Consider the following 24,589-nt stretch of genomic DNA (forward strand, 5'->3'; position numbering starts at 1 on the left):
GATGACACCCACCCTAAACGCTGTCGGCCGTCATTCTTCGTCTGCCGCGCCCTCTTCGGGCTCATCGGCGTTGCGTGCGATCGCCAACAGGCTGTCTCCGTCCGACAGGTTCATCAGGCGAACACCCTTCGTCTGACGTCCCGCCTTGCGGACCTGCTTGGCGAGCGTGCGGATAACACCGCCGCTCGACGTGATCGCGTACACCTCGGAGTCCAGATCGACGATGATCGCACCGACCAGGTCGCCGCGCTTCGGATCGTGCTGAATGGTCAGCACGCCCTTGCCGCCGCGGCCCTGTGCCGTGTACTCGTCGATCTCCGTGCGCTTGGCGTAGCCGCCCGACGTGGCGACGAGCAGGAACGTGTCCGGCTGGACGACGCTGAGGGAGAGCAGTTGGTCCTCGTTGTTGAACCGCATGCCCTGCACACCCGACGTCTGCCTGCCCATCGGACGCAACGTCTCGTCGTCAGCGGTGAAGCGGATCGACTGCCCCTTCTTGGACACGAGAAGCAGATCGTCGTCACCGCTGCACAGCTGTGCACCGACCAGTTCGTCCTCGCCGCGCAGGTTGATCGCTGCGATGCCGCCAGAGCGGTTCGAGTCGAACGCGTCCAGACGCGACTTCTTGACCAGACCGTTGCGGGTGGCGAGCACTAGGTACGACGCGTCGTTGTACCCGGAGATCCGGATGACCTGTGCGATCTTCTCCTCCGGCTGGAACGCCATCAGGTTCGCGACGTGCTGTCCGCGCGCGGTCCGGTTCGCCTCGGGCAGCTCGTAAGCCTTCGCACGGTAGACGCGGCCCTTGGTCGTGAAGAACAACAGCCAGTCGTGCGTGCTGGACACGAAGAAGTGCGCGACGATGTCGTCCTGCTTGAGACCGGCGCCCTGCACGCCCTTGCCGCCGCGCTTCTGGCTGCGGTAGAGGTCGGTGCGGGTCCGCTTGGCGTAGCCGGTCTCGGTGATCGTCACGACGACGTCTTCGCGGGCGATCAGATCCTCGTCCGCCACGTCGCCTTCGGCCGCGATGATCTTGGTGCGGCGATCGTCGCCGTACTTCTCGACGACCTCCTTGAGCTCGTCCCGGACGATCGCGCGCTGACGTTCCGGACGCTCCAGAATGTCCTTCAGGTCCGCGATCTCGCGCTCGATCTCTTCGAGTTCGTCGACGATCTTCTGACGTTCCAGCGCCGACAGACGACGCAGCTGCATCGCCAGGATCGCGTCGGCCTGCAATTCGTCGATGTCGAGCAGATCCATCAACCCGGTGCGGGCGGCGTCGGTGTTGGCCGACGCGCGAATCAATGCGATCACCTCGTCGAGGGCGTCGAGCGCCTTGACCAGGCCGCGCAGGATGTGAGCGCGCTCCTCCGCCTTACGCAGCCGGTACCGGGTACGACGCACGATGACGTCGATCTGGTGGGCGACGTAGTAGCGGATCATCTGATCCAGGCGCAGCGTGCGGGGCACGCCGTCGACGATCGACAGCATGTTGACGCCGAAGTTTGTCTGCAACTGGCTGTGCTTGTACAGGTTGTTCAGCACCACCTTCGCGACCGCGTCACGACGGAGGGTGACGACGATGCGCAGACCGGCGCGGTCGGACGACTCGTCGTCGATCTTGCTGATGCCCTTGAGCCGACCGTCGTTGACCTGCTCGGCGATCGAGCCGATCAGGTTGTCCGGGTTCACCTGGAACGGGAGCTGGGTCACCACCAGGGTGGTGGTCCCCTTGTTCTCCTCGATGTCGACGACGCTGCGCATGCGGATGCTTCCGCGGCCCGTCGTGTAGGCGTCCTTGATGCCCTGGGTGCCGACGATGAGCGAGGCCGTCGGAAAGTCGGGTCCCTTGACGCACTCCATGCACGCGTCGAGCAACTGCTCCTCGTCCGCTTCCGGGTGCTCGAGCGCCCAGAACACCGCGTCGGCCACTTCGCGCAGGTTGTGCGGCGGAATGTTCGTGGCCATACCGACCGCGATACCGCCCGAACCGTTGATCAGCAGGTTCGGGACACGCGACGGAAGAACCGTCGGCTCCGAGGTCTTGCCGTCGTAGTTCGGAATGAAGTCGACGGTCTCCTCGGTGATGTCGCGGAGCATCTCCATCGCCAGCGGCGTGAGTCGAGCCTCCGTGTAACGCATCGCGGCCGCGCCGTCGTTGCCTCGAGAACCGAAGTTGCCCTGACCGTCGATCAGCGGGTAGCGCATCGACCACGGCTGCGCGAGGCGGACCAGCGCGTCGTAGATCGAGCTGTCGCCGTGCGGGTGGTAATTACCCATCGTCTCCGAGACGGGGCGCGCCGACTTCACGTATCCGCGCTCCGGCCGGAAGCCTGCGTCGAACGACGCGTACAGAAGACGACGGTGCACTGGCTTCAGTCCGTCGCGCACCTCTGGGAGGGCACGGCCGACGATGACGCTCATGGCGTAGTCGATGTAGGAGTTCTGCATCTCCTGGCCGAGGTCGACCGGATCGATGCGGTCACCGGTGCCGTCGCTGTTCAGCGGTGACAGGTCGGATTCGTCGCTCATTGCATCACTTTCTTATAGGGTCTCGACTCCGCTCGACCACCAACACAGGGCTCGACCAACTACCAGGTCTCGACCAACTACCAGGTCTCGACGAGCACTGGGCTCGACCGGTTGTGACGTCTCGACCAGCACGTCGGCTCGACCAGTATGAGGCGGTCAGGGTCTGTCGGAGAGTTCAGTCGGTCGGCTCAGACGTCGAGGAAACGGACGTCCTTGGCGTTACGCGCGATGAAGCTACGACGTGCCGCGACGTCCTCACCCATGAGGATCGAGAACAGTTCGTCGGCAGCTGCGGCGTCGTCGAGCGTCACACGCTTGAGGACGCGGACGTCCGGGTCCATCGTGGTCTCCCACAACTCGCTGGCGTTCATCTCGCCGAGACCCTTGTAGCGCTGGATGCCGTCGGCCATGTTGATCTTCTTGTTCGACTCGAGGCCGGCCTTCAGCAGGGCATCGCGTTCCCGATCGCTGTACGCGAAGTCCGGTGCGGCGCCCTTCTGCCACTTCAGCTTGTAGAGCGGCGGCTGCGCCAAGAACACGTGACCCTGCTCGATGAGCGGACGCATGAAGCGGAACAGCAGCGTCAACAGCAGCGTCGCGATGTGCTGACCGTCGACGTCGGCGTCGGCCATCAGGACGATCTTGTGATAGCGCAGCTTGGAGATGTCGAACTCGTCGTGGATGCCGGTGCCGAACGCCGTGATGATCGACTGCACTTCGGCGTTCTTGAGGACGCGGTCGATGCGAGCCTTCTCGACGTTGATGATCTTGCCTCGCAGCGGCAGGATCGCCTGGTACATCGAGTCACGACCGGATTTGGCTGAGCCGCCTGCCGAGTCGCCCTCCACGATGTAGACCTCGCACTTCTCGGGGTCCTTGCTACGGCAGTCGGCGAGCTTGCCGGGGAGACCGCCGATGTCGGTCGCCGTCTTACGACGGACCAGGTCCTTGGCGCGGCGGGCAGCCATGCGGGCCTGCTGCGAATCCGACGCCTTACGGATGATCGTCTTCGCTTCGGCCGGGTTGGCCTCGAACCAGTGCGAGAGGTGCTCATTGCACGCCTTCTGCACAAAGCTGCGGACCTCGGTGTTGCCGAGCTTGGTCTTGGTCTGACCCTCGAACTGCGGATCGGCGACCTTCACGGAGATCACGGCGGCGAGACCCTCACGGATGTCGGAGCCCTCGAGCTTGCCGTCCTTCTCCTTGATCAACTTCTTGTCGGCCGCATACCGGTTCACCGTGCTCGTCAACGCCGAGCGGAAACCCTCTTCGTGGGTGCCGCCCTCGTGCGTGTTGATGGTGTTCGCGAACGTGTGAACGGACTCGGAATAGCCTTCGTTCCACTGCATCGCGATCTCGATCTCATGACCGGTGCCCTTCGCAGTGAATCCGATGACCGTCCGGTGGATCGGCGACTTGCTGCGCTTGTTCAGGTGCCGGACGTAATCGATGATTCCGTCCGCGTAGTGGTAGGTCCGAGTCTTGATCTTGGCGATCTTCTCGGCCTTCTCCTCGGCCGACTTGGTCGCGTCGGGGAGCTCGGCGGTATCGCTGTCCGCCTCGACTTCGGCTTCCGCTTCGGCTTCGGTGATTCGCTCGTCCGTGAGCGTGATGGTCAGTCCCTTGTTCAGGAAGGCCATCTCCTGCAGCCGGCGTGCGACGGTCTCCGCGTCGAACTTCGTGGACTCGAAGATCTCGTCATCGGGCCAGAACGTGACGCTGGTGCCGGTGCCGGAGGTCTTGGCGCCCTCGACGAGCGGACCGGGCTTCGCGTACGTGTACGTCTGGTTCCAGTACGAACCGAGATTCTGAATCTCCAGGTCGACTCGCGTCGACAGCGCGTTCACGACCGAGATGCCGACGCCGTGCAGACCACCGGAGACGGCGTACGAGTCGGAGTCGAACTTGCCGCCCGCGTGCAGCTGCGTCATGACGACCTCAACGGTCGGAACACCGGTCGCGTGCAGTCCGACGGGGATACCGCGACCGTCGTCGACGACCGTCACGCCGCCGTCTTCGCGAAGAGTCACGTCGACGCGGGACGCATGCCCGGCCATCGCCTCGTCCACCGAGTTGTCGACGACTTCCCAGATCAGATGGTGCAGACCCCGTTCACCGGTGGAACCGATGTACATGCCGGGACGCTTGCGGACGGCTTCCAGGCCCTCCAGAATGGAGATGGAGTCGGCATCGTATTCGCCAGATTTCTTCTTCGGCGCCTTGCTACTGCTTTCGGCCACGGAGTGTCCGCTCCTGTTCATCTAGAGGGCAGGTGCCTCCAGTGTACTGCCTCAACCGAACTAGACGACGGCACGCCACGGCCTAACGTCCCCACAGCGCGATTTTTTTGGATTCTCTCGTCTCCGTTGGTCTTGACGACCGATTAATCGCGCTCACGCGCAAAATGACGCCGAGACGCCTGCACGTCCGGCGGGGCTTACCCGTAGGTGTCGCGCGGACCGCGGCCAGACACGTGCCGGGGACCCTTGCGCCACGACGGAGCCTGCGGACCGAAGATGCGCATACTGGTCACCACGTTGTGGCCGACCGCCTTGGCGATCTTCCCCAGAATCTGTCCCTGCATGTAGCGCAGTTGGGTGGCCCACGCCGTCGATTCGGCCCGAATGTAGAGGACGCCCTCGTTGAGCTTCTCCGGTTCGGCGTGTGCCGCGATGTCGTCCCCGACTATCGACGGCCACAGCGCGAACAACGCCCCCTCGGAGATCTTCGGCTCCCAGCCGTGATCCTTGGCCAGTCGACCCGTCAACTTTCCCAACGGCTGCGGGTCTCGCGGATCGGGTCCAGCGCCTGACCAGGAACGACGCGACCGATCGCCACCGCGACGACGCGACCGAATGGGTGCGGACCGGCCCATCCCGACCGACTTCCCCGCCGCTCGCGCTTCGGCCCGTGCCTGCTCCAGAGCCTTACGCGCCATCTCGTACCCGCTGCGCCCGGCAAGCGGATCCGGTGTCTCGTCAGTCATCGCTCTCATCCCCCATCGGCTGGTCGAGCGCACTTTCCCGTTGGTCGAGCCCACTTTCCCGTTGGTCGAACGGGGTCGAGACCCCGGAGACCGCCTCGTCCCCCACCACCAGCGATCGCCGCGGACCGTCGTCCTCGGCCACACCGATCGAGATACGACGTCCGCCGACGCAGGCCGGGATGTCGTCGGCGACGGCGGCCGTCACCAACAGTTGCTCGGCGCCTTCGGTGAACGCGGCGAGCTTCTCCCGACGTCGTACGTCGAGTTCAGCGAAGACGTCGTCGAGCATGATCACCGGATCGACGCCGTCGGCGCGCAGGAGGTCCACGCTGGCCAGGCGCAGAGACAGCGCGAACGACCACGACTCCCCGTGACTGGCGAATCCTTTCGCCGGCTCGTCGCCGAGGACGAGTTCGAGGTCGTCGCGGTGTGGGCCGACGAGGCTCACACCCCGATCGATCTCCTTGTCACGTAGTTCGACGAGCCGCGCAGCGAGGACGCCGCGGATGTCGTCGATCGATGCGTCGCCGCCCTCGGATACGTCCACGTCCGGACCGGCCGCCGAACGGTAGGCGATAGTCGCCAGCCTCGAATGCGGTGCGATCGACGCGTACGCCACGCTGACCAGCGGCGCGAGTTGTCGGACGATCGCCAGGCGTGCGGCTGTGACCTGGGCGCCGAAGTCAGCGAGTTGAGAGTCCCAGACATCCAGTGTGTTGATGACGGAATCGGTCTCACCTCGTCGCATCGCGGCGCCCGCCGTCTTGAGGAGCGCCGACCGCTGCCGCAGAACACGGTCGTAATCGGCTTTCGCGCCTGCTGCCATCGGCCGCGTCTGAGCGACGAGTTCGTCGACGAACCGTCGACGTTCGCTCGGGTCCCCGCGAACCAACGCGAGGTCCTCCGGAGCGAACAGGACGGCCCGAAGAATGCCGAGTACTTCACGGGTACGCCGCACCGGTCGGGTGTTGATCGCCGCCTTGTTCGCCCCCGACGCCGCTATCGCCAGATCGACGGTAAGCTCGCGACCGTCGTTCTCCACTGTGGCCGAGACTTTCGCGACGTCGGCCCCCGACCGCACGAGAGGTGCGTCCGTCGACACGCGATGTGAGCGCAGCGTCGCGACGTAGAACAACGACTCGAGCAGATTCGTCTTACCGAAGCCGTTGCGGCCCACGAAGATCGTCGTCTCCGGAGCCAGCGTGAACTCTGCGCTCGGCCAGGAGCGGTAGTCGCGCAGCGTCAGATCTCGAACGAACACTTCTCGTCGCTGATCAGCCCGGCAGACGCACAGGCATCAGCAGGTAGCTGAACTCACTGTCGGGAGCGGGGTACAGGCCTGCCTCGTCGGCTGCGGGCTCGTTGCCGGACGCCGGCCGAAGCACCGCGGGACGGATCGCGGCACGCCGCTGACCGCTGCCGTCGGGCTCAGGGTTCGTGAATCCGAATTCGACTGTCTCAGAACCGATTGCAGCCAGACCGTCGAGGAGGTAGGTCGGGTTGAACGCGATGATGATCGGCTCACCGTAGAAGGCGACCGAAAGCTCTTCCTCGGCCTTACCGGCCTCGTCGCCGCCTGCGGTGAGCATCACCGAGTCGCGACTGAAGTCGAGTCGGACCTGGGCGCCGCGCTCGGCCACGAGGGCGACACGCTTGATCGCCTCGATCAGCGGAGCACTGTCGATCGACGCCACCGACGTGTGTCCGGCAGGAAACAGCTGACGGAACTTCGGGAACTCGGCGTCGAGCAGTCGCGTGGTGGTCTTCTTCGCGTTGTTCGTGATGCCGAGGATGCCGTCCGAACCGATGGCGTGCGCCGATCCGAATGCCAGGTCGACGCTGCCGGTGCCGTCTGAGCCAGCCGACTTCGCGGCTTCGGACAACGTCTTGGCCGGCACGAGGGCGGCGCCCGAAGTGCCTGCCTCGGACGGATTCCACTGCAGTTCACGCACGGCGAGACGGAAACGGTCGGTGGCCGCGAGGACCACTTTGTCGCCTTCGATCTCGACGCGGACGCCAGTCAGCATGGGCAGGGTGTCGTCGCGGCCCGCGGCGACAGCGACCTGCGAGACCGCCTGGGAGAAAAGATCTGCGGGGACACTGCCGGTGGTCTGCGGGACGTCCGGCAGGTCCGGGTAGTCCTCGACCGGCATCGTGGGCAGCGAGAACCGTGAGCTGCCGCAGGCGATCGCGATCCGGCTGCCGTCGATGCTCACATCGACGGGCTTGTGCGGAAGTGCCTTGGTGATGTCAGCGAGCAGACGGCCCGAGACCAGCACTGTTCCGTCCTCGGAGACCTCGGCGGAGATCGTCTGCGTCGCCGAGACCTCGTAGTCGAAACCGGAGACCTGGAGACCGTGGTCCCCCGCGGTCAGTACGACACATCCGAGCACGGGTACCGGCGGACGCGACGGCAGGCTCCTGGCAACCCATGCGACGGCATCGGCGAACTCGTCACGCACGACACGGAACTTCATCTGCGGTGATTGCCCTTCTGCTGGCTGTCGGCCGTGCGCTACAACGCGCTCGACTCCGGCGACACGGCCGTGCCACCGAGTTCCACTCTAGAGCGAGGACCGTGGTGTATCGCAACAGCATGCGAGATTCGACGGCTCGACCGAGCCGCGTCTGCGGCTCCGGGGCTGTGTATGCACAGACCTGCTTTTAAAAGAACATCTCTTTAGAGAAATATTCAATAGAAGTAGGCGCTGTGGAATCTGTGGACTACACCGATAAGTCCAGGTCAGATCGAACGCAGTCCTGGGGACCGACGGCGGACGGAGCCTGTGGATAACTTTGGTCGGTTGTGGACCGACATAGTTATCCACAGTGTGTACAACTCCTGTGCACAGTTCGAGGCCGATTGGTCACCAAGTTGTCCACAGGGCGCGGTGCACACGCACCTGGGCTTTTGCCGGTGCGACACGCCGGGAGCGAAACGACAGAAGTGACTTCGTGTCGCGCGGAACTCATCGTGATGGGTTGCGGTGCCGATGGGACGCGAGGCGAGTCAGCGGTTGGCCCGCTGCTTTATACGCGCCGTCAACTCCTGCACATGGTCGTAGATCTTGCGGCGTTCGGGCATCTCCTTGTTGATCTTCTTGACCGCGTACATGACCGTCGTGTGATCGCGGTCGAACGCCTCACCGATCTTCGGCAGCGACAGGTCAGTGAGTTCGCGGCACAGGTACATGGAGATCTGACGCGCCTGCGTCACCGGTCGCATCTTGCTCGGGCCGCGCAGATCCTCGATCGAGATGTCGAAGTACTCGGCGGTGATTGCAAGAATGCTCGCCGCGCTGATCTCGATCGCGCTGTCGTCCGGGATGAGCGCCTTGAGCACCACCTCGGCGAGTGATCGGTCGAGCTCGGCGTTCTGCAAGGACGCGAATGCGGTCACGCGGATCAGCGCACCCTCGAGCTCGCGGATGTTGCGTTCGATCTTCGACGCGATGAGTTCGAGGACGTCGTCCGGCGCGGCCAGCTTGTCCATCTGGGCCTTCTTCCGAAGAATCGCGATGCGCGTCTCCAGGTCGGGCGGTTGGACGTCGGTGATCAGGCCCCACTCGAAGCGCGTACGCAGGCGATCTTCGAGAGTCGCGAGTTGTTTCGGTGGGCGGTCGGACGAGACGACGATCTGCTTGTTCGCGTTGTGGAGCGTGTTGAAGGTGTGGAAGAACTCTTCCTGGATGCCTTCCTTGCCCTCCAAGAACTGGATGTCGTCGATCAACAGCATGTCGATGTCGCGGTATCGGCGTTTGAACGCGACCCGGCGGTCGTCACGCAGCGAGTTGATGAAGTCGTTGGTGAACTCTTCGGTCGAGACGTACTTGACGCGCATCCCCGGGTAGAGCCGCTGGGCGTAGTGGCCGGCAGCATGCAGCAGGTGGGTCTTGCCGAGACCGGACTCGCCCCAGATGAACAGCGGGTTGTAGGCCCGCGCCGGATTCTCGGCGACGGCGACGGCCGACGCGTGCGCGAAGCGGTTCGACGCGCCGATGACGAACGAGTCAAACGTGTACCGCGGGTGCAGCGACGTCGTGCTGGCATCGGCGGGGGTCGTCACGTCGCGCTCGTCGAAGTACTTCGTCCACTCGCGCGGCCCGGGTTGCGGACCCTGCGGCGTCTCCGAATAGTTCAGCGCTGAGAACTCGTTCGACGCTGCAGCAGCTGCCTGCCCAGGTGTGACGTCGGGGGCAGTCCGGGCCGACGTCGGGGTCAGAGCGGACTCGGCGGGCGCGCCTGCGATCTCTTCGGGCTCGGCGACCCGGACCGCGATGTCGACGGTCTGCTCGAGGTTCGCGCTGAGCGCCGTCCGGATCACCTCGCGGAGATTCCGCTCGATCTGCTCCTGGACCAGCGGCGTCGGCACTGCGAGCAAGGCGAAACCCTCGATCAGGGTCAACGGCTGGACCAGGGACAGCCACGCCTTCTGCTGCCTCGAGAGGGGTTGCCCACTCGGCGTAGCGGATTCGCCGGTGAGTTCAGTGACGACCTGCTTCCAGACGTCGCTGAACGACTCGCGATCGCTCGCCATTCCGGTGCCCCCTTCTACCAACAATCCACAACCTTGCGTCCTAGAGGTTGCCACGAAATGCCTCGCCAGCGCGAGTTGTCCACACACTTATCCACATCTGTGGAGAAAGCTGTGAACAAATTTCACGGATGTAATTCACCGGTCGGTGATCTGGGCAGGTCGCAGCGGGTTTGATCGTGCCGCGGTGGTCCAGTACTGTCGAAAGGTCGCCTAAGCGTGAGTGCAGGTCATCTCGTCATGAGATGAGACCGGTACGCATCGTCGGGCAAGAAGACCACCTGCAGTATCGACTCAAGGAGCACCCAGTGGCTAAGGGGAAGCGTACTTTCCAGCCGAACAACCGTCGTCGTGCCCGCGTGCACGGCTTCCGTCTGCGCATGCGTACCCGCGCCGGCCGCGCAATTGTGAACGGTCGCCGTTCCAAGGGCCGCGCCAAGCTGACCGCCTGAGCCGGCGCGTATCCGATCGCAGCGATCGGTGACCGCCGCCTCCAGGCGGATCTCGCGAAGATCCGACTTCACCCGCACACTGTCCAAAGGTGTGCGGGTTTCGGCGCGTGATCTAGTGATTCACCTGGCGCCGGTGGGCGCCACCTGGCCCGATCAGTCCGGCGTCCGCGCCGACGTCGCTTCTGTCGGCGGCCCGTGGCTCGGGCTCATCGTGTCGAAGAAGGTAGGAGACGCCGTCACCCGTCACCGGGTCGCACGGCGATTGCGGCATGCGTTCGCCGACGTCCGCGACGAGTTGCCGGTCGCTGAGACGTTCGTCGTGCTGCGTGCCTACCCGTCTATCGCGCAGCGCTCGGCAGACGAGTTGGCCGCCCAGCTGCGGGAGGGCTTCGCGCACCGGAAAGCGCAGACGGCGTTCGCGCGCGCGAGAACTGATCACACGCGATCGCTTCGACTCGTCGACGAGGTGCTCCGATGAGCGTGCGTCGTCGCATCTATCTGTTTCCTCGTCAGGTCCTCGTCTTCGTGATCGAGTTGTATCGGACGTGGATCTCGCCGACTCGCATGCCGACCTGTCGGTTCGAGCCGACGTGCAGTGCATACGCGGTCGAAGCACTGAGCAGACACGGATTCCTGTGGGGTTCGGTGCTGTCGGTGTGGCGACTTCTCAAATGTGGACCCTGGCACCGACCCGGATACGATCCGGTGCCCGAGAACGGTCCTCGACAATGGCTCGCCGCGACCGTCGGTAAGCAGCAGACTTTGGAAAGCGGCGCCAGCGCGCCAACTTCAGATAGGGGTCATTGAGCCGTGCTCAACTTCATCTACTACCCGGTGTCCTGGATCATGTGGGTCTGGCACTGGCTGTTCGACAAGGTCCTGCCGGACTCCCCGGGTGGCTCGGGCGTCGCATGGGCACTGTCCGTGGTGTTCCTCGTGTTCACGTTGCGCGCGATCCTGTACAAGCCGTTCGTCAAGCAGATCCGCACGACGAAGCAGATGCAGGAAATCAATCCGCAGATGCAGGCGATCCGTAAGAAGTACGCCAACGACCGGGTCAAGATGACCGAGGAGATGCAGAAGCTCCAGAAGGAGCACGGCTTCAACCCGCTCCTCGGCTGCCTCCCGATGTTCATGCAGATCCCTGTGTTCATCGGTCTGTTCCACGTGCTGCGCTCGTTCAACCGGATGGGCACCGGCACGGCCATGCCGATCGGCGGCACCGCTGAGACGATGACCGCCGAGCAGACGCGATCGATCGGCAACTACGCGTTCAGCCCGGAACAGGTGCAGAACTTCTTGGATGCGCGCCTGTTCGGCGTGCCGCTGTCGTCGTTCATCACTGAGCCGGTCGAGCAGTTCAAGGCATTCGTGGAGCCGGGGCAGGCAATCGACTTCACCCGCTGGCAGATCGGCTTCGTCGTCGTTCCGCTGATGATCATCGCCTCGATCGCCACGCATATGAACTCGCGCGCCTCAGTCGGACGCCAGACCGCGGCAGCGATGGACAACCCCCAGACGCGCATCATGAACAAGCTCGCCTTGTACGTGTTCCCCCTCGGCATCCTCGTGACCGGTCCGTTCTTCCCCGTCGCCATCCTCCTGTACTGGGTGAGTAACAACCTCTGGACCTACGGCCAGCAGCACCTGGTGTTCGGTCGGATCGCCAAGGAAGAAGAAGCGGCCAAGGCGGAGAAGGAAGAGCGACTCAGAGCCAACGCTCCCAAGCCCGGAGCTAAGCCGGGAAGCACGAAGCGCGGTGCGACCGCCGTCGTTGACGCTGACACCGAAGTCGCCGACGACGAGTCGGATGACGCTCCCAAGACCTCCCTGAAGAAGGGTGCCGCAGCGAAGGGTGATGCGGACGCCAAGGCCGCGACACCGGCGGCCACCGAGCAGTCGGCCGCCGCGCCGAAGAAACCAGCTCCAGGGCAACGACCGAACAGACCCGGTGGCGCCCGACAGTCGGGAAACAAGCGGAACAAGAAGAACAGGCAAGGCCGTAAGCGCTGACGCCGTTCCCCCGACGCAACGACCATTTCGCAGAAGATACAAGAGGTACGAATCATGACAGGTGACGCTGTGCAGACCTCCGTCGAGGCCGACGAGGTTGTGACCGCAGATGTGGCCGAGGAGAACACTCCGGAGCCTGAGGTCGTGGACGAAGACGACCATTTGATCGAAGAGGGCGAGATCGCGGGCGACTACCTCGAGCAGTTGCTCGACGTGCTCGACTTCGACGGCGACATCGATCTCGATGTCGACGGAGATCGCGCGATCGTGAGTATCGATGGCGGCAAGGATCTGACCAAGCTCGTCGGCCGAGACGGCGAAGTTCTCGATGCTCTCCAGGAACTGACGCGGCTCGCTGTGCAGCAGGCGACTGGCGACCGGAGCCGGTTGATGCTCGACGTCAGCCGTTGGCGAGCGGACCGCCGCGACCGGCTGGCCCGTCTGGGTACCGAGGTGTCCGAGCGCGTCCGGGACAGCGGAGAACGGGAATCGCTGGATCCGATGACGCCCTTCGAGCGCAAGATCGTCCACGACGCCGTGGCCGCCGTCGCAGGCGTGTACAGCGAGAGTGAGGGCGCCGAGCCTAAGCGTCGCGTCGTGGTCATCAAGGAGTGACCGCTCCCCTGCCCTATCGAGAGTGACGAAGTCCCGGCCAGTTGGGCCGGGACTTCTCTCGTCTCGGGGTAGATAATCACAGCAGTGTAATTCGAGATGTTTCACGTGGAACGCAGAGTCGTCCTCGACTGACGCCACGCGAAACTCGATGGACGGATGACGGTAGATGACTGAGCAAGAACAAGGTGTCGAACGCGAGCCGACCCCGGCGACTGCGGAAGCGGTGTTCGGCGGGCGGCTCGACCTAGCGATCGCGTATGCCGAGTTGTTAGCGGACCAAGGGGTCCTCCGCGGGCTCATCGGGCCGAGTGAAGTTCCTCGACTGTGGACGCGTCACATTCTCAACTGTGGGGTTCTCAGCGAAGTGATCGACGACGGTGCCACGGTCGTCGATATCGGCAGCGGTGCGGGGTTCCCGGGCATTCCCCTCGCCATCGCGAAGCCCGAGGCCTCGATCACCCTGATCGAGCCGCTTCTGAGGCGATCGACCTTCCTGGAAGAGGCCATATCCGAACTGGGGCTGCAAAACGTCACAGTGACCCGAGGCCGCGCAGAAGAGAAGGCGGTGCTCTCGGCGGTGGGGACCGCGGATGTCGTGACGTCGCGAGCGGTCGCGCCGCTCGAGCGACTCGCCGGATGGTCCGCTCCCCTGATCCGCATCGGCGGTCGCTTCGTCGCGCTGAAGGGACGATCGGTCGCAGAAGAGATAGAACGTGACCGTGCGGCGGTGAAGAAGGTCGGGATCGTCGATCTGACTGTCGGCCAGTGCGGAGTCGATATTCTTGACGAGCCGACAACTCTCCTGATCGGATCGAGAGTCGGCACGGACAAGGATGCGGCCGCTGCACGTCGAGCCGCACGTCGAGCCAAGAGAGGTCGATAGAGATTGGTGTCATTTCGGCGTAGGGCGCACAATGGACGCAACGACGTAAGGAGCTCCGGGGTGCCCGAGAACGAGTATGCAGTTTCACGTGAAACGCCACCCGATCGACCCTACGGAGACACTCCGATCGCAGCCGCAGCCGAGCGAGCCAGCCAGGTACTGACTCCAGGAGGTACCGGTACCCTCCCCCGCCCTCGCCGCCCTCGGATCATGACGGTTGCGAATCAGAAGGGTGGCGTGGGTAAGACGACCTCCGCCGTCAACCTCGCGGCCGGCCTCGCGATCCACGGACTCGGTGTTCTCGTGATCGACCTCGATCCACAGGGCAACGCGAGTACCGCATTGGGGATCGATCATCGGCAACCGGGTATCGCGTCGGTGTACGAGATGCTTCTCGATGAGGTCCCGCTGAGACAGGCGATCCAGAAGTCGCCGTTCAGCGATCGTCTGTACTGTGTTCCGTCGACGCTCGACCTGGCCGGCGCCGAGATCGAACTGGTCTCGCTGGTGGCTCGCGAGAGTCGTCTGCGGAACGCGCTCGACGAGGATCTGCTCGTCGAGTACGGCATCGATTACGTACTCATCGACTGCCCGCCGTCGCTCGGCCTCCTCACGGTCAATGCGATGGTCGCGGCACAGGAAGTCCTCATCCCGATCCAGTGCGAGTACTACGCACTAGAAGGTGTCGGCCAGCTCCTGCGGAACATAGAACTCGTGCAGGCGCACTTGAATAAGGAGCTGCACGTCTCCACGATCCTTCTCACGATGTATGACGGTCGAACCAAACTCGCCGATCAAGTAGCCGCGGAGGTCCGCAATCACTTCGGCGAGATCGTGCTGTCAGCGATCATCCCCCGCAGCGTGAAGGTGTCAGAAGCCCCGGGCTTCGGTATGACGATCATCGAATACGATCCCGGTTCACGTGGATCCATGAGCTATCTCGACGCTGCGCGCGAACTCGCACAGCGCGCAGCGGTGGAAGGCGGTCTGGCGTAATGGCGCAGCAACGGGACACCCAGCGACGCGGTGGTCTCGGTCGAGGATTGGCAGCGCTGATCCCGACCGGACCCACCGAGGAAGACCAGGGAACGAACACTCGCCGGATGGGATCGGCTGCGGCCGACGTCGTCATCGGCGGAGGTTCTCAGCCTCCGGCTGGGACAGGAGTATCGGTCGACACTGAGCTCATTCCGTCGCGTCCGGCGGACACAGCCAACGATGTTTCACGTGAATCAACGGGGTCGAGCACCACTTCCGACGAGTCGGACGACGGTACAGACGCCGTAAGCGAGATCGATCGAGACGAGGTCGGCGCGGTCTATCGGGAGATCCCACCGTCGCAGATCGAGCCCAATCCGCACCAGCCGCGAACAGTCTTCGACGAAGAAGCGCTCGCCGAGCTCGAGCACTCCATCCGCGAGTTCGGATTGATGCAGCCGATCGTGGTTCGGGAACTCCCCTCCCCCACAGCCGACGGGATCCGCTATCAGCTGATCATGGGTGAGCGTCGCTGGCGTGCGGGCACCAATGTCGGTGTCGATGCGCTGCCCGCTATCGTGCGCGAGACACCCGACGGTGCCATGCTGCGCGACGCCTTGCTGGAGAACATCCACCGTGCCCAGCTGAACCCACTCGAAGAAGCAGCGGCGTACCAACAGCTTCTCGAAGAGTTCGACGTGACACACGAGGAGCTCGCTAATCGTCTGGGACGGTCGCGGCCCGTCATCTCCAACATGATCAGACTGCTGCGCCTCCCCATCCCGGTGCAGCGTCGGGTAGCTGCCGGCGTCCTGTCCGCGGGACATGCGCGGGCACTTCTCGCCCTGGAGACCGGGACCCAGGCACAGGAAGAGCTCGCCGCTCGTATCGTCGCCGAGGGTCTGTCCGTCCGAGCCACCGAAGAGGCCGTGACGCTCGCTAACCGCGACGATGACGGCACTCCTACTGCCGCACCGCGTCGTCGCCAGCAGATGCAGATGCCCGGTCTGCAAGACGTCGCAGACCGGCTCTCCGATCGTCTCGACACGAAGGTCACGGTCAGCCTGAGCAAGCGGAAGGGCAAAGTGGTGATCGAATTCGGTTCCGTTGATGATCTCGAGCGAATCGTGACTGTCATCGCGGAGCAGACGGACAACGCGAAGTAGTCCGAAATAACCGGTTTACCGACGGTGACCCAGGGCTACGTCCCTGAAACGTCACAGTGACTGATTGTCCTCATCAGCCCATTGAGGACCCAACGCGGGAGCAAGAATGAGTGTGAGGGTAGTGCCGCTGGAGCTCGAGAAGTTCCAGACTCTGCCATCACACACCCGTCGCTGCGTGTTCTGGGAGATGGATCGCGCCGACGACTCTGCTTCGGATGGAACCGGACCGTACGAGACTGACCTAACCGATCCGCGACGGACGACGGCCGATCACGAGAGTGAGTTCGATAAGGAAGCCTGGATCTCCGGACTGCTCCTCGAGTGGGGAACATGCGGACAGATCGCGATCGAATCGACGACGGGCCGCGTCGTTGGCACCGCCCTGTACGCTCCCCCGGTTCGCGTGCCCCGGGCTCGACGCTTCCCAACGGCACCAGTCGGAGCCGACGCCGTCCTTCTCTCCACCATCACAACCCAGCCTGGATTCGAACAGGCCGCTGTGCTCCTCATGGACGCAGTGATCGCCGACGTCGTTCACCGCGGCGTCCGAGCGATCGAGGCATTCGGTTTCAGTGGTTCACGTGAACCGCTCGAGCGCGATCTCGTCGGCCTCATGCTCGGCAACGGCATGGACACCGACGCGTGTCTCGACTGCCTTATGCCTACGCAGTTCCTGATCGATTCTGGATTCGAGACGGTCGCCCACGATCTCTATCTGCCGCGCCTGCGGCTCGAACTCGACGAAGGGCTCGGATGGAAGTCGGCCGTCGAGCGGGCGTTGGAGAAGTTGGTCGTCGAAGCTGCCGTCGATCTGTCGGGGACGCCTGCGCCTGTCGGGTGAGTTCGGTTGCGGGCTGTCTTGGTGTCGTGAGGTTGCGTATTGCGGCGCGTGGGCCGGCGGCGATTTCCTGTACGTCTCCTCCGTAGCGCTTTTGCTTTGCATGTTTCACGGGAAACATTGTCCTGCGGTCGCAGCTGTGTCAGCGCCTATCGGCGGTGTGAGCGACTCAAGGAGTGCGGTCCCCTATCGCAGATACGAGAGCGGCCCGGCAGGAAGCCGGGCCGTTCGATGTTTCACGGGAAACAACACTGATGTGATTTACGGAGTGATGCGCTCCGCGGCGAGAAGATCGGCGAACGTGTATGTGCCGGTCGGGCGGTCGTTCTCACCGAGAAGGTAGAGACGCTTCACCGCCACGAGGACGGCTTCGGCGATCGTGTCGCGCTGCCGGGCGTCGTCCAGGATCGCGGCGTCGTGCGGGTTCGTGATGTACCCGGTCTCGATCACGACCACGGGCATGCGGGTGGTCCGGAGAATGCCCCACGTGCGCTCGTGAGTACGGCAGTCAAGGAAGTCGGTGCGGGCGACGAGCTCGCGCTGAATGAAGCTGGCGAGGTTGCGACCGATCGTCGAGAAGGACCCGTGCGTGTTGCCGAAGTAGAACGAAGCGACCCCGTTGGCGCGTTCGTTCGGGTAGTTCCCCGCGCGCAGCGAGATCATCAGATCCACGTCCGCGAGATTGGCCACACGAGCCCGAGCCTCGTCGTCAGGCGCCGAACGTCCGTCGTGCGACAGGAACGTCTCCATACCGGCCGCCGACATCCGTCCTTCGAGGCGCGACGCCAGATCCCACAGGACGCTGGCATCTGCTTCCGAGTCGGAACCGGGATCGATGAGGATGCGCTTGCCGGACAGCTGCGGACCGGATCGGCGCACGAGCTCTTCCTCCCGGATCGCATGCGGCGAACCGCCGGTGATGCGCGTGCCGAGACGATTGAGCGAACGGATGGTCTCCGGTCCGCAGATGCCGTCGGAGCTCAGGCCGTACTCGGTCTGGTAGAGACCGACCGAATTGTGGGTCACTTCGCCGAACTGTCCGTCGACCATGCCGTGGTAATAGCCGAGGTTCTGCAAGCGGGACTGCAGGCTCGCGACGTCGTCCCCCGTCATGGGCGCCGACAGTCGGTACAGAAGTACGCGACTGCCGAGTTGATAGGAGGCCTCGCGCAACGCGGTGTACGTGGCGATGCCGACGAGACCGTCGACGATGAGCCCGCGCTCCTGCTGGAACGCACGAACTGCACGATCGCACTCATCGTCGAACACCGCTTCGGGCGGGGACCACGGGCTCCGCTCGTCACCGGGAGTGGCGGTCGGCGCAGCAGGCAACAGTCCTCGCGTGGCAAGAATGGCCCGAATCTCGGCGACTGCCGAGCCGTGATCGCCGAGTCGCAATACCGGCATGGAGACCCCACTTTCTCGCATAAGGGTGACGGCCGCCGACCGGGTGGCCGGCGGCCGTCACTGCACCGCTACATTCTCTCAGGTCCGCGTCTGTGCCGACAAACGAAGACGGCTATCGAGACCAACTGTTATGTGCCGAAGGCACGTGTCACTTGAGGACGGGCTCCAGCTCGCGGAGGATCGCGGCCTTCGGCTTAGCGCCCTGGATGGTCTTCGTCGGCTTACCGTTCTCGAACAGGATCATCGTCGGGATCGACATGATCTGGAAGTCACGAGCGATGGCCGGGTTGGCGTCGACGTCGACCTTGGCGACGGTGATCGCTTCGGCGTTGTCTCGGGCGATCTCGTCGAGCACCGGGGCGACCATCTTGCACGGGCCGCACCAGGTGGCCCAGAAGTCGACCAGCACGGGCTTGTCGGATTCGAGGACGTCAGACTTGAACGACGCGTCGGTGACGTCGACAGTGTTGCCTGCCATTTTTAACTCCTTGTTCGAGGTGTGAAAGATTCGGATTCAGCCGGCGTGCTCGGCGAGCCAGCGCTCGGCGTCGATCGCAGCCGAACATCCGCTGCCTGCCGCGGTGACCGCTTGGCGGTAGGTGTGGTCGACGAGGTCTCCGCACGCGAAGACGCCGGGAACGTTCGTGTACGTCGACCGGCCGTCGACCTTCACGTAGCCGTCCTCGTCGAGGTCGATCTGACCGCGGACGAGCTCGCTGCGCGGGTCGTGCCCGATGGCGACGAACATGCCGGTCGCATCCAGGGTGCGAGTCTCACCGGTCACGGTGTCTGTCAGTTCCAGTTCGCTGACCGAGTTCTCGCCCTTCACCGCTGACACGGTCGAGTTGGTGATGAAGTCGATCTTGTCGTTGTCGCGCGCACGCTCCAACATGATCTTGGACGACCGGAACTCTTCGCGACGGTGGATCAGGCTGACCTTCCGCGCGAACTTGGTGAGGAACGTGGCCTCCTCCATCGCCGAGTCGCCGCCGCCGACCACCACGATGTCCTGCTCCTTGAAGAAGAAGCCGTCACACGTAGCGCACGACGAGACACCGCGGCCGAGGAGCTCCTGCTCGCCCGGGACTCCGAGGTAGCGAGCCGCAGCGCCCATCGCGAGGATGACCGCGCGAGCCCGGTACACCTCTCCGCCGACCTCGACCTCCTTGATGTCGCCGTCCAGGCGCATCGCGTCGACCTCTTCGATGCGGAGGTCCGCGCCGAAGCGGGTGGCCTGCTCGCGCATCTCGTCCATCAGCTCGGGACCTTGGATGCCCTTCTGGAAGCCGGGAAAGTTCTCGACTTCGGTGGTGGTCATCAGAGCGCCGCCGAAGGAGATCCCCTCGAAGACGACGGGCGACAGTTCGGCGCGTGCCGCGTAGATCGCGGCGGTGTAGCCGGCGGGGCCGGATCCGACGATGATCAGCTCGTGGATCTGGTTTTCGGTGTCGCTCATCAATCCTCCGTGTCGCAAATGAGCCCGCCGCTTCTCGCGGGCTGCTGATTCCAACACAAGGATATGGGCTGGTGTTCCCACAAGCCCGTCGGAGGTGACGAAGATCAGGGGGTGACGCAGATCAGAGGGTGACGCAGATCCGGGTGACACAGTTCAGTCCGTCTGGAAACCGCGGATCACGTCGAGCATCCGCTCTCGGACGTCGGACGGGATGGGAAGGTCTTCGCCTCGCAGCGATTCGAGGTCGGCGTTCGTCGCGTCCAGCGCGGTGAGGACGCGTTGTGCTCCCGGGTCGTCCGCGATCCCGGCACGTACTCGGTCGGCAGCGGCGGGCTCGAGCTGCCCGGCGTGGAAGTCGATGAGAACCTCAGTCGAGTACGGAGGGCCGGCATGTCCCCCGTCGTGCCCGCCGTGCTCGTCGACCCCGTTGTGCTCCATCTGACTGCGTCCGCCTCCGCGTTGTTGATCCTTTGATTCCATCACTGATTAGACGCGCCGGAGCCAGTTTCGGTTCCGTTGTGACAAGTTCGGGCGTGGCGGAGTCAGGCCGGACAGCAGAGTAGAGAGCGGATCAGGACCGGGGCACTCACCTCTCCTTTCGGAGGTGGCCGAGAACGAGCGCCAGCTTCTCTCGCCCGCGGTTGGCACGGCTCTTGACAGTGCCGGGTGGAATACCGAGGGCGGCTGCCGTCTCGGCGATTCCGAGGTCGTAGATGTGCAGCAGGATGATCACGACTCGCTGGTCGGGCGGAAGGACGTCGAGAGCGTGACCGATTGAGAGGGAGAGGTCCACGTCGTCGATGCGATCGAGCGGGTCGACGAGCGACTCGTCCTCCTCCATGAGCGGTGAGGTCGCATGCGACTTGTTGCGGCGGAGACGGTCGAGCGCCGCATTGAGCACGATGCGGTGGAGCCAGCTGGACACCGTGCTGTCGAATCGGAAGCGAGCCGCAGTCTTGTTCACCGACTCGAGTGCGTCCTGAAGGGCGTCCTCGGCGTCGTCCATGTTGCCGGTGGTCCGGAGAGCCACCGCCCAGAGCTTGTTCTGATGGCGTTTGAACAGCACTTCGAAGGCTGTGCGGTCGCCGTTGATGTGGTCCCGGAGCAACTGATCGTCGCCGCGGGAATCTGTGATCCCCCGATGCATGTCGATGAATCTAAGCCCGACAGCCGAGAAAATTGTCGGTTTCTACGTACTTGGGGATAAAGTCGGCACATTGTGGAGAACTCCACCGGGTTCTGTGGATAACCCGGGACATTCCGCACAATCAGGTGGGTGGCGGCTCCGACGCACGGGACGTTATCGCGAGGGTCACTGATCTCGCGGTCGACGAGTAGTCGTGTGGCGCGTGCGAGTGCCGGGGAAGGTCGCCGCGAGGTGGGGGTGCACCCCCTCGTGAAGGCCGAACTCGTCGGCGAGCTCGCGCAGGTGCACACCGAGTTCGGCGAGGGGCGCCGAACCGATGGCCTCGCGGATCAGTGCGTCGAGGTCTCTGGGCACCGCCGACGCTCGGGTCAGTCGCTCCCGGCCTTCGCCGGTGAGCGATACGAGTACCGAGCGGCGGTCCGCTGGATTGTCGGCGCGCTGCACGAGTCCGGCGGCAATGAGTCCGTCGACGAGGGCCGTGACGTTGTTGCGGTGCATCCCGATGGACGACGCGATGCTCTGGTGAGTACGCGGACCGACCTTGTCGATCCCTGCCAGCACAGCGAACTCGCGTGGCGACAAGCCGAACTCGGCGATACGTACGGCGAAGTCTTGCGCTACATGTGCGCCGACCTGAGACAGCAGGAATGAGACGGACGAGCTGAAATCGGGTGTAGACGACATCGGTCTACCGTAACCGAGATTGCAATAAGTAGTGACAAATATCTGAGTCAGACGTAGCGTTCTCCTCATCGGGGAGCCGACCTCGCACGGCCGGTTCGGAATCGAAAGGTGAAGCCATGCAGATAGCTCTCGTCGGCGCCTCCGGACGTACCGGGCATCGCGTGGTCGATCGCGCTCTGGCGGACGGCCACGTCGTGCGCGCAATCTCCCGAAGTCCGGAGGACGCAACGGATTTCGGACGCGAGGGAGTCGAGTGGTTCACCGGTGACGTCCGCGACCGTGCCGTCGTCGTCCAGGCGCTCGTCGGCGCCGACGTCGTCATCAGCGCGCTAGGTGTCGGGGCGAGCAAAGACGAGACCACTGCGTACTCGAGCGGCATCGCGACGATCACCGACGCCATGGTGAGCGCCGGGATTCTGCGTCTGGCCGTCGTGAGTGCCGCACCGGTCGGCGAGGACATGGGAGGCGGTGTCGTCAGCCGTGTCATGCGCGCCACCCTCTGGCGGTTCTTCGGCGCCTCTTATCGGGACATGGCCCGAATGGAGTCGCAGCTGAGCCGGCAGGACGGTATCGACTGGTGCAGTCTTCGCCCGCCATACCTCAAGGACGCGCCTGCTCGCGGCGCCTACCGCTCAGACAGCGCTCGACTGCCACGCGGCGCAAGGTCGATCACTACAGGCGATCTCGCCGACGCTCTGCTGGACGCGGTCTGCGGACGAGGCGGTCTCGCAGGTATCACCTACGTCGCCAACTGACCCGGGCCGTCCACGTCGTCGTCTCGTTCTAGTGGACGACGTCACCCCCGATTGTGGAGACCTCGAGTCGGCGCTAGAACAATCGCTGGAGGGTCGCCACGAACATATCGGTGACGACTCGGTGGATCGCGTTGATGCTGAACAGGTCGAGGTCGTAGCCCGCTTCGATCGGCGCCTGCACGGCGGTCTGCCAGTCGACGAGCAGTTGGGTCATCGCACCGACGAGTCCGATGGCGGCGAGGCGCTGCGACGGTGTCGGATCATGGTCTCGGCTGGCGAAGCCGAGGATGAGGTCGGCCCAGCCGTGAATCGCGCGCAGCCGAACCTCTTCGAGTTCGGGACTCACCCCGACCACTTCGATCAAGATGACGCGGGCGCGCCGGGCGTCCTGCGCGAGGTTGGTGATGAAGCCGCGCAGAGCCTCCTCGGCCAGCCGTGGAATCAACTCGTCGGGGACCGGACCGGCAGGCACCTCAGCGCCGTCGAAGACGGTCGCGGCGGCGGTCAGTGTCGCGGCGCGCGCCGAGTCGACGCAGGAGTCGTACACCGCGCCGAGCAATCCCGCCCGGTCGTCGAACGACTCGTAGAAGTACCGCTGGGTGAGACCGGCCTCCGTGCAGATCCGCTTCACCGACACGTTCGGATAGCCGAGGGTGCCGAACAGATGCAGTCCTGCGGCGATCAGTGACTCTCGACGTTGGAGATACCGGTCCTGCGCGGTCAGTCCCCCGTATGTACGTCCCCCGGAAGTGTTCGTCATCAACGATCATCGTAGGCGGGCCGCCTGATCCCGGACCGCTGACCTATTCTCGAGTCCATGAACGACGAGCAGCCGTCGGCCCGCTGGAAGGCCGCGCGATCGATGGACCGCATCGCGGTTCCGGGCGAATTACAGGTCACCAAGACGCATGTGGTGTTCGAGCCCAAAGGCCGACGCACCCAGGGTGCGCGATTCTCGGTAGCTTTCACGTTCGTCGCAGGCGTCGGAACGGTGCCGGGAACCGGGAAGTTCTTCAGTGGAGGGCGACGCGAGCGACTCTGCCTCACGCTCGCCGACGGCTCCGAATGGCTGTTCGTGGTCCCCGAGCTCGACGCGGCGGTCGAGCGCATCCGGAGTTCGGTACACCCCTGACGCCGCGTGATCGCCGCACGTCACAGACCCTTCTCGGCGTGATGAATATCTGCGTCGGTATGGACTGGGACTATCTGACACGCTATCGTGTCAGATATGTTGGATGCGATCCCGGAGCAGCTGCGCGAACCGACGCTGTTCGCGATCCCGTTCTTCGTGCTGATGCTCGGCCTCGAACTCTTCGCGGCGGCCAGACTCGAGCATTCACACGACGATCAGGGTCGGCCCGTATCGGGCGCGTACAAGAAGGAAGACGCCCGAGCCTCGATTCTCATGGGCCTGGTGTCGATCGGGACATCGGCCGTAGGAAAGTTCCTCGCGCTGTTCGTCTACGCGGCGCTGTTCGCGTACGCCGCGCCGTGGCAGTTGCCGATCGGCGCTTGGTACACATGGGTAATCGGGTTCGTCGGGATCGACTTCCTCTTCTACTGGGAGCACCGCATCGCGCATCGCGTGCGGGTGGTGTGGGCGACCCATCAGGCCCACCATTCCAGCGAGTACTACAACTTCGCGACCGCGCTACGCCAGAAGTGGAATCCGAGCATGAGCCTGATCATGTGGCTCCCGCTCCCCGCGCTCGGGGTCCCGCCTGCCGTGGTCTTCGCGTCCTACTCGTTCAACCTGATCTATCAGTTCTGGGTGCATACCGAGCACATCGGAACTATGTGGCGCCCGTTCGAGTTTCTGATGAACACGCCGTCGCACCATCGAGTGCACCACGGCCGCGACGCCGAATACCTCGACCGCAATTACGCAGGCGTCTTCATCGTCTGGGATCGCATGTTCGGCTCATTCCAGCGCGAAATCCACCGTCCCACATACGGTCTGACGAGCAGCGTCGGTACGTACAACCTCTGGCAGCTGCAGACGCACGAGTACGCCGCAGTGATCCGCGACGTTCGCAGCGCCTCCACATTTCGGACGAAACTCGGATACGTGTTCGGGCCTCCGGGGTGGGCGCCGCGGACAGCGGAGCGTGAGCCGGCCGATTCGCCGACTCTGCTCCGCTAG

Annotated in this window: 25 protein-coding genes; 12 read left to right on the forward strand and 13 right to left on the reverse strand. The window is 64.1% G+C overall.

Annotation, left to right across the window (positions count from 1 at the left end; genetic code table 11):
* Nucleotides 1-30: 30 nt before the first annotated feature.
* The 6 genes from gyrA to dnaA form a co-directional block, all read right to left on the reverse strand.
* A complete protein-coding gene (gyrA, locus tag L5G32_RS15625; protein ID WP_237011992.1) occupies nucleotides 31-2,532 on the reverse strand; it encodes a DNA gyrase subunit A in 2,502 nt (833 codons plus the stop codon).
* Nucleotides 2,533-2,720: 188 nt separating this feature from the next.
* Nucleotides 2,721-4,772, reverse strand: a complete 2,052-nt coding sequence (gene gyrB / locus L5G32_RS15630) for a DNA topoisomerase (ATP-hydrolyzing) subunit B (RefSeq protein WP_237011993.1) — start codon at nucleotides 4,770-4,772, stop codon at nucleotides 2,721-2,723.
* Between the two features lie 197 nt (nucleotides 4,773-4,969).
* A complete protein-coding gene (locus tag L5G32_RS15635; protein ID WP_237011994.1) occupies nucleotides 4,970-5,518 on the reverse strand; it encodes a DUF721 family protein in 549 nt (182 codons plus the stop codon).
* Nucleotides 5,511-6,779 (reverse strand): DNA replication/repair protein RecF, encoded by a 1,269-nt coding sequence (gene recF, locus L5G32_RS15640; protein WP_237011995.1) that lies wholly within the window; start codon nucleotides 6,777-6,779, stop codon nucleotides 5,511-5,513. The genes L5G32_RS15635 and recF overlap by 8 nt, the downstream gene beginning before the upstream one ends.
* A 13-nt stretch (nucleotides 6,780-6,792) precedes the next feature.
* Complete coding sequence (dnaN, locus tag L5G32_RS15645) at nucleotides 6,793-7,995, reverse strand: DNA polymerase III subunit beta (RefSeq protein WP_237011996.1); 1,203 nt, start codon at nucleotides 7,993-7,995, stop codon at nucleotides 6,793-6,795.
* Nucleotides 7,996-8,528: 533 nt separating this feature from the next.
* Complete coding sequence (gene dnaA / locus L5G32_RS15650; protein ID WP_237011997.1) at nucleotides 8,529-10,055, reverse strand: chromosomal replication initiator protein DnaA; 1,527 nt, start codon at nucleotides 10,053-10,055, stop codon at nucleotides 8,529-8,531.
* A 305-nt stretch (nucleotides 10,056-10,360) separates the two neighbouring features.
* Here dnaA and rpmH point away from each other — a divergent pair, with 305 nt between their 5' ends.
* The 9 genes from rpmH to L5G32_RS15695 all read left to right on the forward strand — a co-directional run bounded on the left by rpmH (nucleotide 10,361) and on the right by L5G32_RS15695 (nucleotide 17,000).
* Nucleotides 10,361-10,504, forward strand: a complete 144-nt coding sequence (rpmH, locus tag L5G32_RS15655; protein WP_006337454.1) for a 50S ribosomal protein L34 — start codon at nucleotides 10,361-10,363, stop codon at nucleotides 10,502-10,504.
* A 28-nt stretch (nucleotides 10,505-10,532) separates the two neighbouring features.
* On the forward strand, nucleotides 10,533-10,982 hold the full coding sequence (gene rnpA, locus L5G32_RS15660; RefSeq protein WP_237011998.1) for a ribonuclease P protein component: 450 nt from the start codon (nucleotides 10,533-10,535) through the stop codon (nucleotides 10,980-10,982).
* Complete coding sequence (yidD, locus tag L5G32_RS15665; protein WP_237011999.1) at nucleotides 10,979-11,311, forward strand: membrane protein insertion efficiency factor YidD; 333 nt, start codon at nucleotides 10,979-10,981, stop codon at nucleotides 11,309-11,311. The genes rnpA and yidD overlap by 4 nt, the downstream gene beginning before the upstream one ends.
* Nucleotides 11,312-11,314: 3 nt before the next feature.
* A complete protein-coding gene (yidC, locus tag L5G32_RS15670) occupies nucleotides 11,315-12,517 on the forward strand; it encodes a membrane protein insertase YidC (RefSeq protein ID WP_237012000.1) in 1,203 nt (400 codons plus the stop codon).
* 54 nt (nucleotides 12,518-12,571) lie between these two features.
* Entirely contained in the window at nucleotides 12,572-13,132 is a 561-nt protein-coding gene (locus tag L5G32_RS15675; RefSeq protein ID WP_237012001.1) for a Jag family protein, read from the forward strand.
* 166 nt (nucleotides 13,133-13,298) lie between these two features.
* Nucleotides 13,299-14,015 (forward strand): 16S rRNA (guanine(527)-N(7))-methyltransferase RsmG, encoded by a 717-nt coding sequence (gene rsmG, locus L5G32_RS15680; protein ID WP_237012002.1) that lies wholly within the window; start codon nucleotides 13,299-13,301, stop codon nucleotides 14,013-14,015.
* Between the two features lie 60 nt (nucleotides 14,016-14,075).
* Nucleotides 14,076-15,011 (forward strand): ParA family protein, encoded by a 936-nt coding sequence (locus L5G32_RS15685; RefSeq protein ID WP_237012003.1) that lies wholly within the window; start codon nucleotides 14,076-14,078, stop codon nucleotides 15,009-15,011.
* Complete coding sequence (locus L5G32_RS15690) at nucleotides 15,011-16,159, forward strand: ParB/RepB/Spo0J family partition protein (RefSeq protein WP_237012004.1); 1,149 nt, start codon at nucleotides 15,011-15,013, stop codon at nucleotides 16,157-16,159. The genes L5G32_RS15685 and L5G32_RS15690 overlap by 1 nt, the downstream gene beginning before the upstream one ends.
* 106 nt (nucleotides 16,160-16,265) lie before the next feature.
* Nucleotides 16,266-17,000, forward strand: a complete 735-nt coding sequence (locus L5G32_RS15695) for a hypothetical protein (protein WP_237012005.1) — start codon at nucleotides 16,266-16,268, stop codon at nucleotides 16,998-17,000.
* A gap of 258 nt (nucleotides 17,001-17,258) precedes the next feature.
* Here L5G32_RS15695 and L5G32_RS15700 read toward each other — a convergent pair whose 3' ends face one another.
* The 6 genes from L5G32_RS15700 to L5G32_RS15725 form a co-directional block, all read right to left on the reverse strand.
* Entirely contained in the window at nucleotides 17,259-18,404 is a 1,146-nt protein-coding gene (locus L5G32_RS15700) for an N-acetylmuramoyl-L-alanine amidase (RefSeq protein ID WP_237012006.1), read from the reverse strand.
* A 148-nt stretch (nucleotides 18,405-18,552) separates the two neighbouring features.
* Entirely contained in the window at nucleotides 18,553-18,882 is a 330-nt protein-coding gene (gene trxA, locus L5G32_RS15705) for a thioredoxin (RefSeq protein ID WP_237012007.1), read from the reverse strand.
* Nucleotides 18,883-18,918: 36 nt separating this feature from the next.
* Nucleotides 18,919-19,860, reverse strand: a complete 942-nt coding sequence (gene trxB / locus L5G32_RS15710; protein WP_237012008.1) for a thioredoxin-disulfide reductase — start codon at nucleotides 19,858-19,860, stop codon at nucleotides 18,919-18,921.
* A 153-nt stretch (nucleotides 19,861-20,013) separates the two neighbouring features.
* Complete coding sequence (locus L5G32_RS15715; RefSeq protein WP_237012009.1) at nucleotides 20,014-20,298, reverse strand: RsmA family anti-sigma factor; 285 nt, start codon at nucleotides 20,296-20,298, stop codon at nucleotides 20,014-20,016.
* A gap of 148 nt (nucleotides 20,299-20,446) precedes the next feature.
* Nucleotides 20,447-21,007 carry an RNA polymerase sigma factor SigM gene (gene sigM / locus L5G32_RS15720; protein ID WP_237012010.1) on the reverse strand — a complete coding sequence of 187 codons (561 nt, stop codon included), beginning with the start codon at nucleotides 21,005-21,007 and terminating at the stop codon, nucleotides 20,447-20,449.
* Nucleotides 21,008-21,172: 165 nt separating this feature from the next.
* Nucleotides 21,173-21,691 carry a MarR family winged helix-turn-helix transcriptional regulator gene (locus L5G32_RS15725; protein ID WP_237012011.1) on the reverse strand — a complete coding sequence of 173 codons (519 nt, stop codon included), beginning with the start codon at nucleotides 21,689-21,691 and terminating at the stop codon, nucleotides 21,173-21,175.
* 116 nt (nucleotides 21,692-21,807) lie between these two features.
* Between L5G32_RS15725 and L5G32_RS15730 the strand changes: the two genes are divergently transcribed.
* Nucleotides 21,808-22,446, forward strand: coding sequence for an NAD(P)-dependent oxidoreductase (locus tag L5G32_RS15730; RefSeq protein ID WP_237012012.1), 639 nt, complete (start codon nucleotides 21,808-21,810; stop codon nucleotides 22,444-22,446).
* Nucleotides 22,447-22,519: 73 nt separating this feature from the next.
* Here L5G32_RS15730 and L5G32_RS15735 read toward each other — a convergent pair whose 3' ends face one another.
* Entirely contained in the window at nucleotides 22,520-23,206 is a 687-nt protein-coding gene (locus L5G32_RS15735; RefSeq protein WP_237012013.1) for a TetR/AcrR family transcriptional regulator, read from the reverse strand.
* Between the two features lie 57 nt (nucleotides 23,207-23,263).
* Between L5G32_RS15735 and L5G32_RS15740 the strand changes: the two genes are divergently transcribed.
* Both L5G32_RS15740 and L5G32_RS15745 read left to right on the forward strand, forming a co-directional pair.
* Nucleotides 23,264-23,578 carry a hypothetical protein gene (locus L5G32_RS15740; RefSeq protein ID WP_237012014.1) on the forward strand — a complete coding sequence of 105 codons (315 nt, stop codon included), beginning with the start codon at nucleotides 23,264-23,266 and terminating at the stop codon, nucleotides 23,576-23,578.
* Between the two features lie 96 nt (nucleotides 23,579-23,674).
* A complete protein-coding gene (locus L5G32_RS15745) occupies nucleotides 23,675-24,589 on the forward strand; it encodes a sterol desaturase family protein (protein ID WP_237012015.1) in 915 nt (304 codons plus the stop codon).

Origin of the sequence: Gordonia zhenghanii, from assembly GCF_021738965.1 — a bacterium.
GTDB classification, from domain to species: domain Bacteria; phylum Actinomycetota; class Actinomycetes; order Mycobacteriales; family Mycobacteriaceae; genus Gordonia; species Gordonia zhenghanii.

Coding starts and splice junctions, on each gene's coding strand:
- L5G32_RS15715 (WP_237012009.1), bottom strand. CDS start 20,298: ATGGAGCACAACGGGGTCGACGAGCACGGCGGGCACGACGGGGGACAT.
- L5G32_RS15725 (WP_237012011.1), bottom strand. CDS start 21,691: ATGTCGTCTACACCCGATTTCAGCTCGTCCGTCTCATTCCTGCTGTCT.
- dnaA (WP_237011997.1), bottom strand. CDS start 10,055: ATGGCGAGCGATCGCGAGTCGTTCAGCGACGTCTGGAAGCAGGTCGTC.
- L5G32_RS15675 (WP_237012001.1), top strand. CDS start 12,572: ATGACAGGTGACGCTGTGCAGACCTCCGTCGAGGCCGACGAGGTTGTG.
- trxA (WP_237012007.1), bottom strand. CDS start 18,882: ATGGCAGGCAACACTGTCGACGTCACCGACGCGTCGTTCAAGTCTGAC.
- trxB (WP_237012008.1), bottom strand. CDS start 19,860: ATGAGCGACACCGAAAACCAGATCCACGAGCTGATCATCGTCGGATCC.
- sigM (WP_237012010.1), bottom strand. CDS start 21,007: ATGCATCGGGGGATCACAGATTCCCGCGGCGACGATCAGTTGCTCCGG.
- yidD (WP_237011999.1), top strand. CDS start 10,979: ATGAGCGTGCGTCGTCGCATCTATCTGTTTCCTCGTCAGGTCCTCGTC.
- L5G32_RS15740 (WP_237012014.1), top strand. CDS start 23,264: ATGAACGACGAGCAGCCGTCGGCCCGCTGGAAGGCCGCGCGATCGATG.
- L5G32_RS15745 (WP_237012015.1), top strand. CDS start 23,675: ATGTTGGATGCGATCCCGGAGCAGCTGCGCGAACCGACGCTGTTCGCG.
- L5G32_RS15635 (WP_237011994.1), bottom strand. CDS start 5,518: ATGACTGACGAGACACCGGATCCGCTTGCCGGGCGCAGCGGGTACGAG.
- dnaN (WP_237011996.1), bottom strand. CDS start 7,995: ATGAAGTTCCGTGTCGTGCGTGACGAGTTCGCCGATGCCGTCGCATGG.
- L5G32_RS15735 (WP_237012013.1), bottom strand. CDS start 23,206: ATGACGAACACTTCCGGGGGACGTACATACGGGGGACTGACCGCGCAG.
- L5G32_RS15730 (WP_237012012.1), top strand. CDS start 21,808: ATGCAGATAGCTCTCGTCGGCGCCTCCGGACGTACCGGGCATCGCGTG.
- rsmG (WP_237012002.1), top strand. CDS start 13,299: ATGACTGAGCAAGAACAAGGTGTCGAACGCGAGCCGACCCCGGCGACT.
- gyrA (WP_237011992.1), bottom strand. CDS start 2,532: ATGAGCGACGAATCCGACCTGTCACCGCTGAACAGCGACGGCACCGGT.
- L5G32_RS15690 (WP_237012004.1), top strand. CDS start 15,011: ATGGCGCAGCAACGGGACACCCAGCGACGCGGTGGTCTCGGTCGAGGA.
- L5G32_RS15695 (WP_237012005.1), top strand. CDS start 16,266: ATGAGTGTGAGGGTAGTGCCGCTGGAGCTCGAGAAGTTCCAGACTCTG.
- L5G32_RS15700 (WP_237012006.1), bottom strand. CDS start 18,404: ATGCCGGTATTGCGACTCGGCGATCACGGCTCGGCAGTCGCCGAGATT.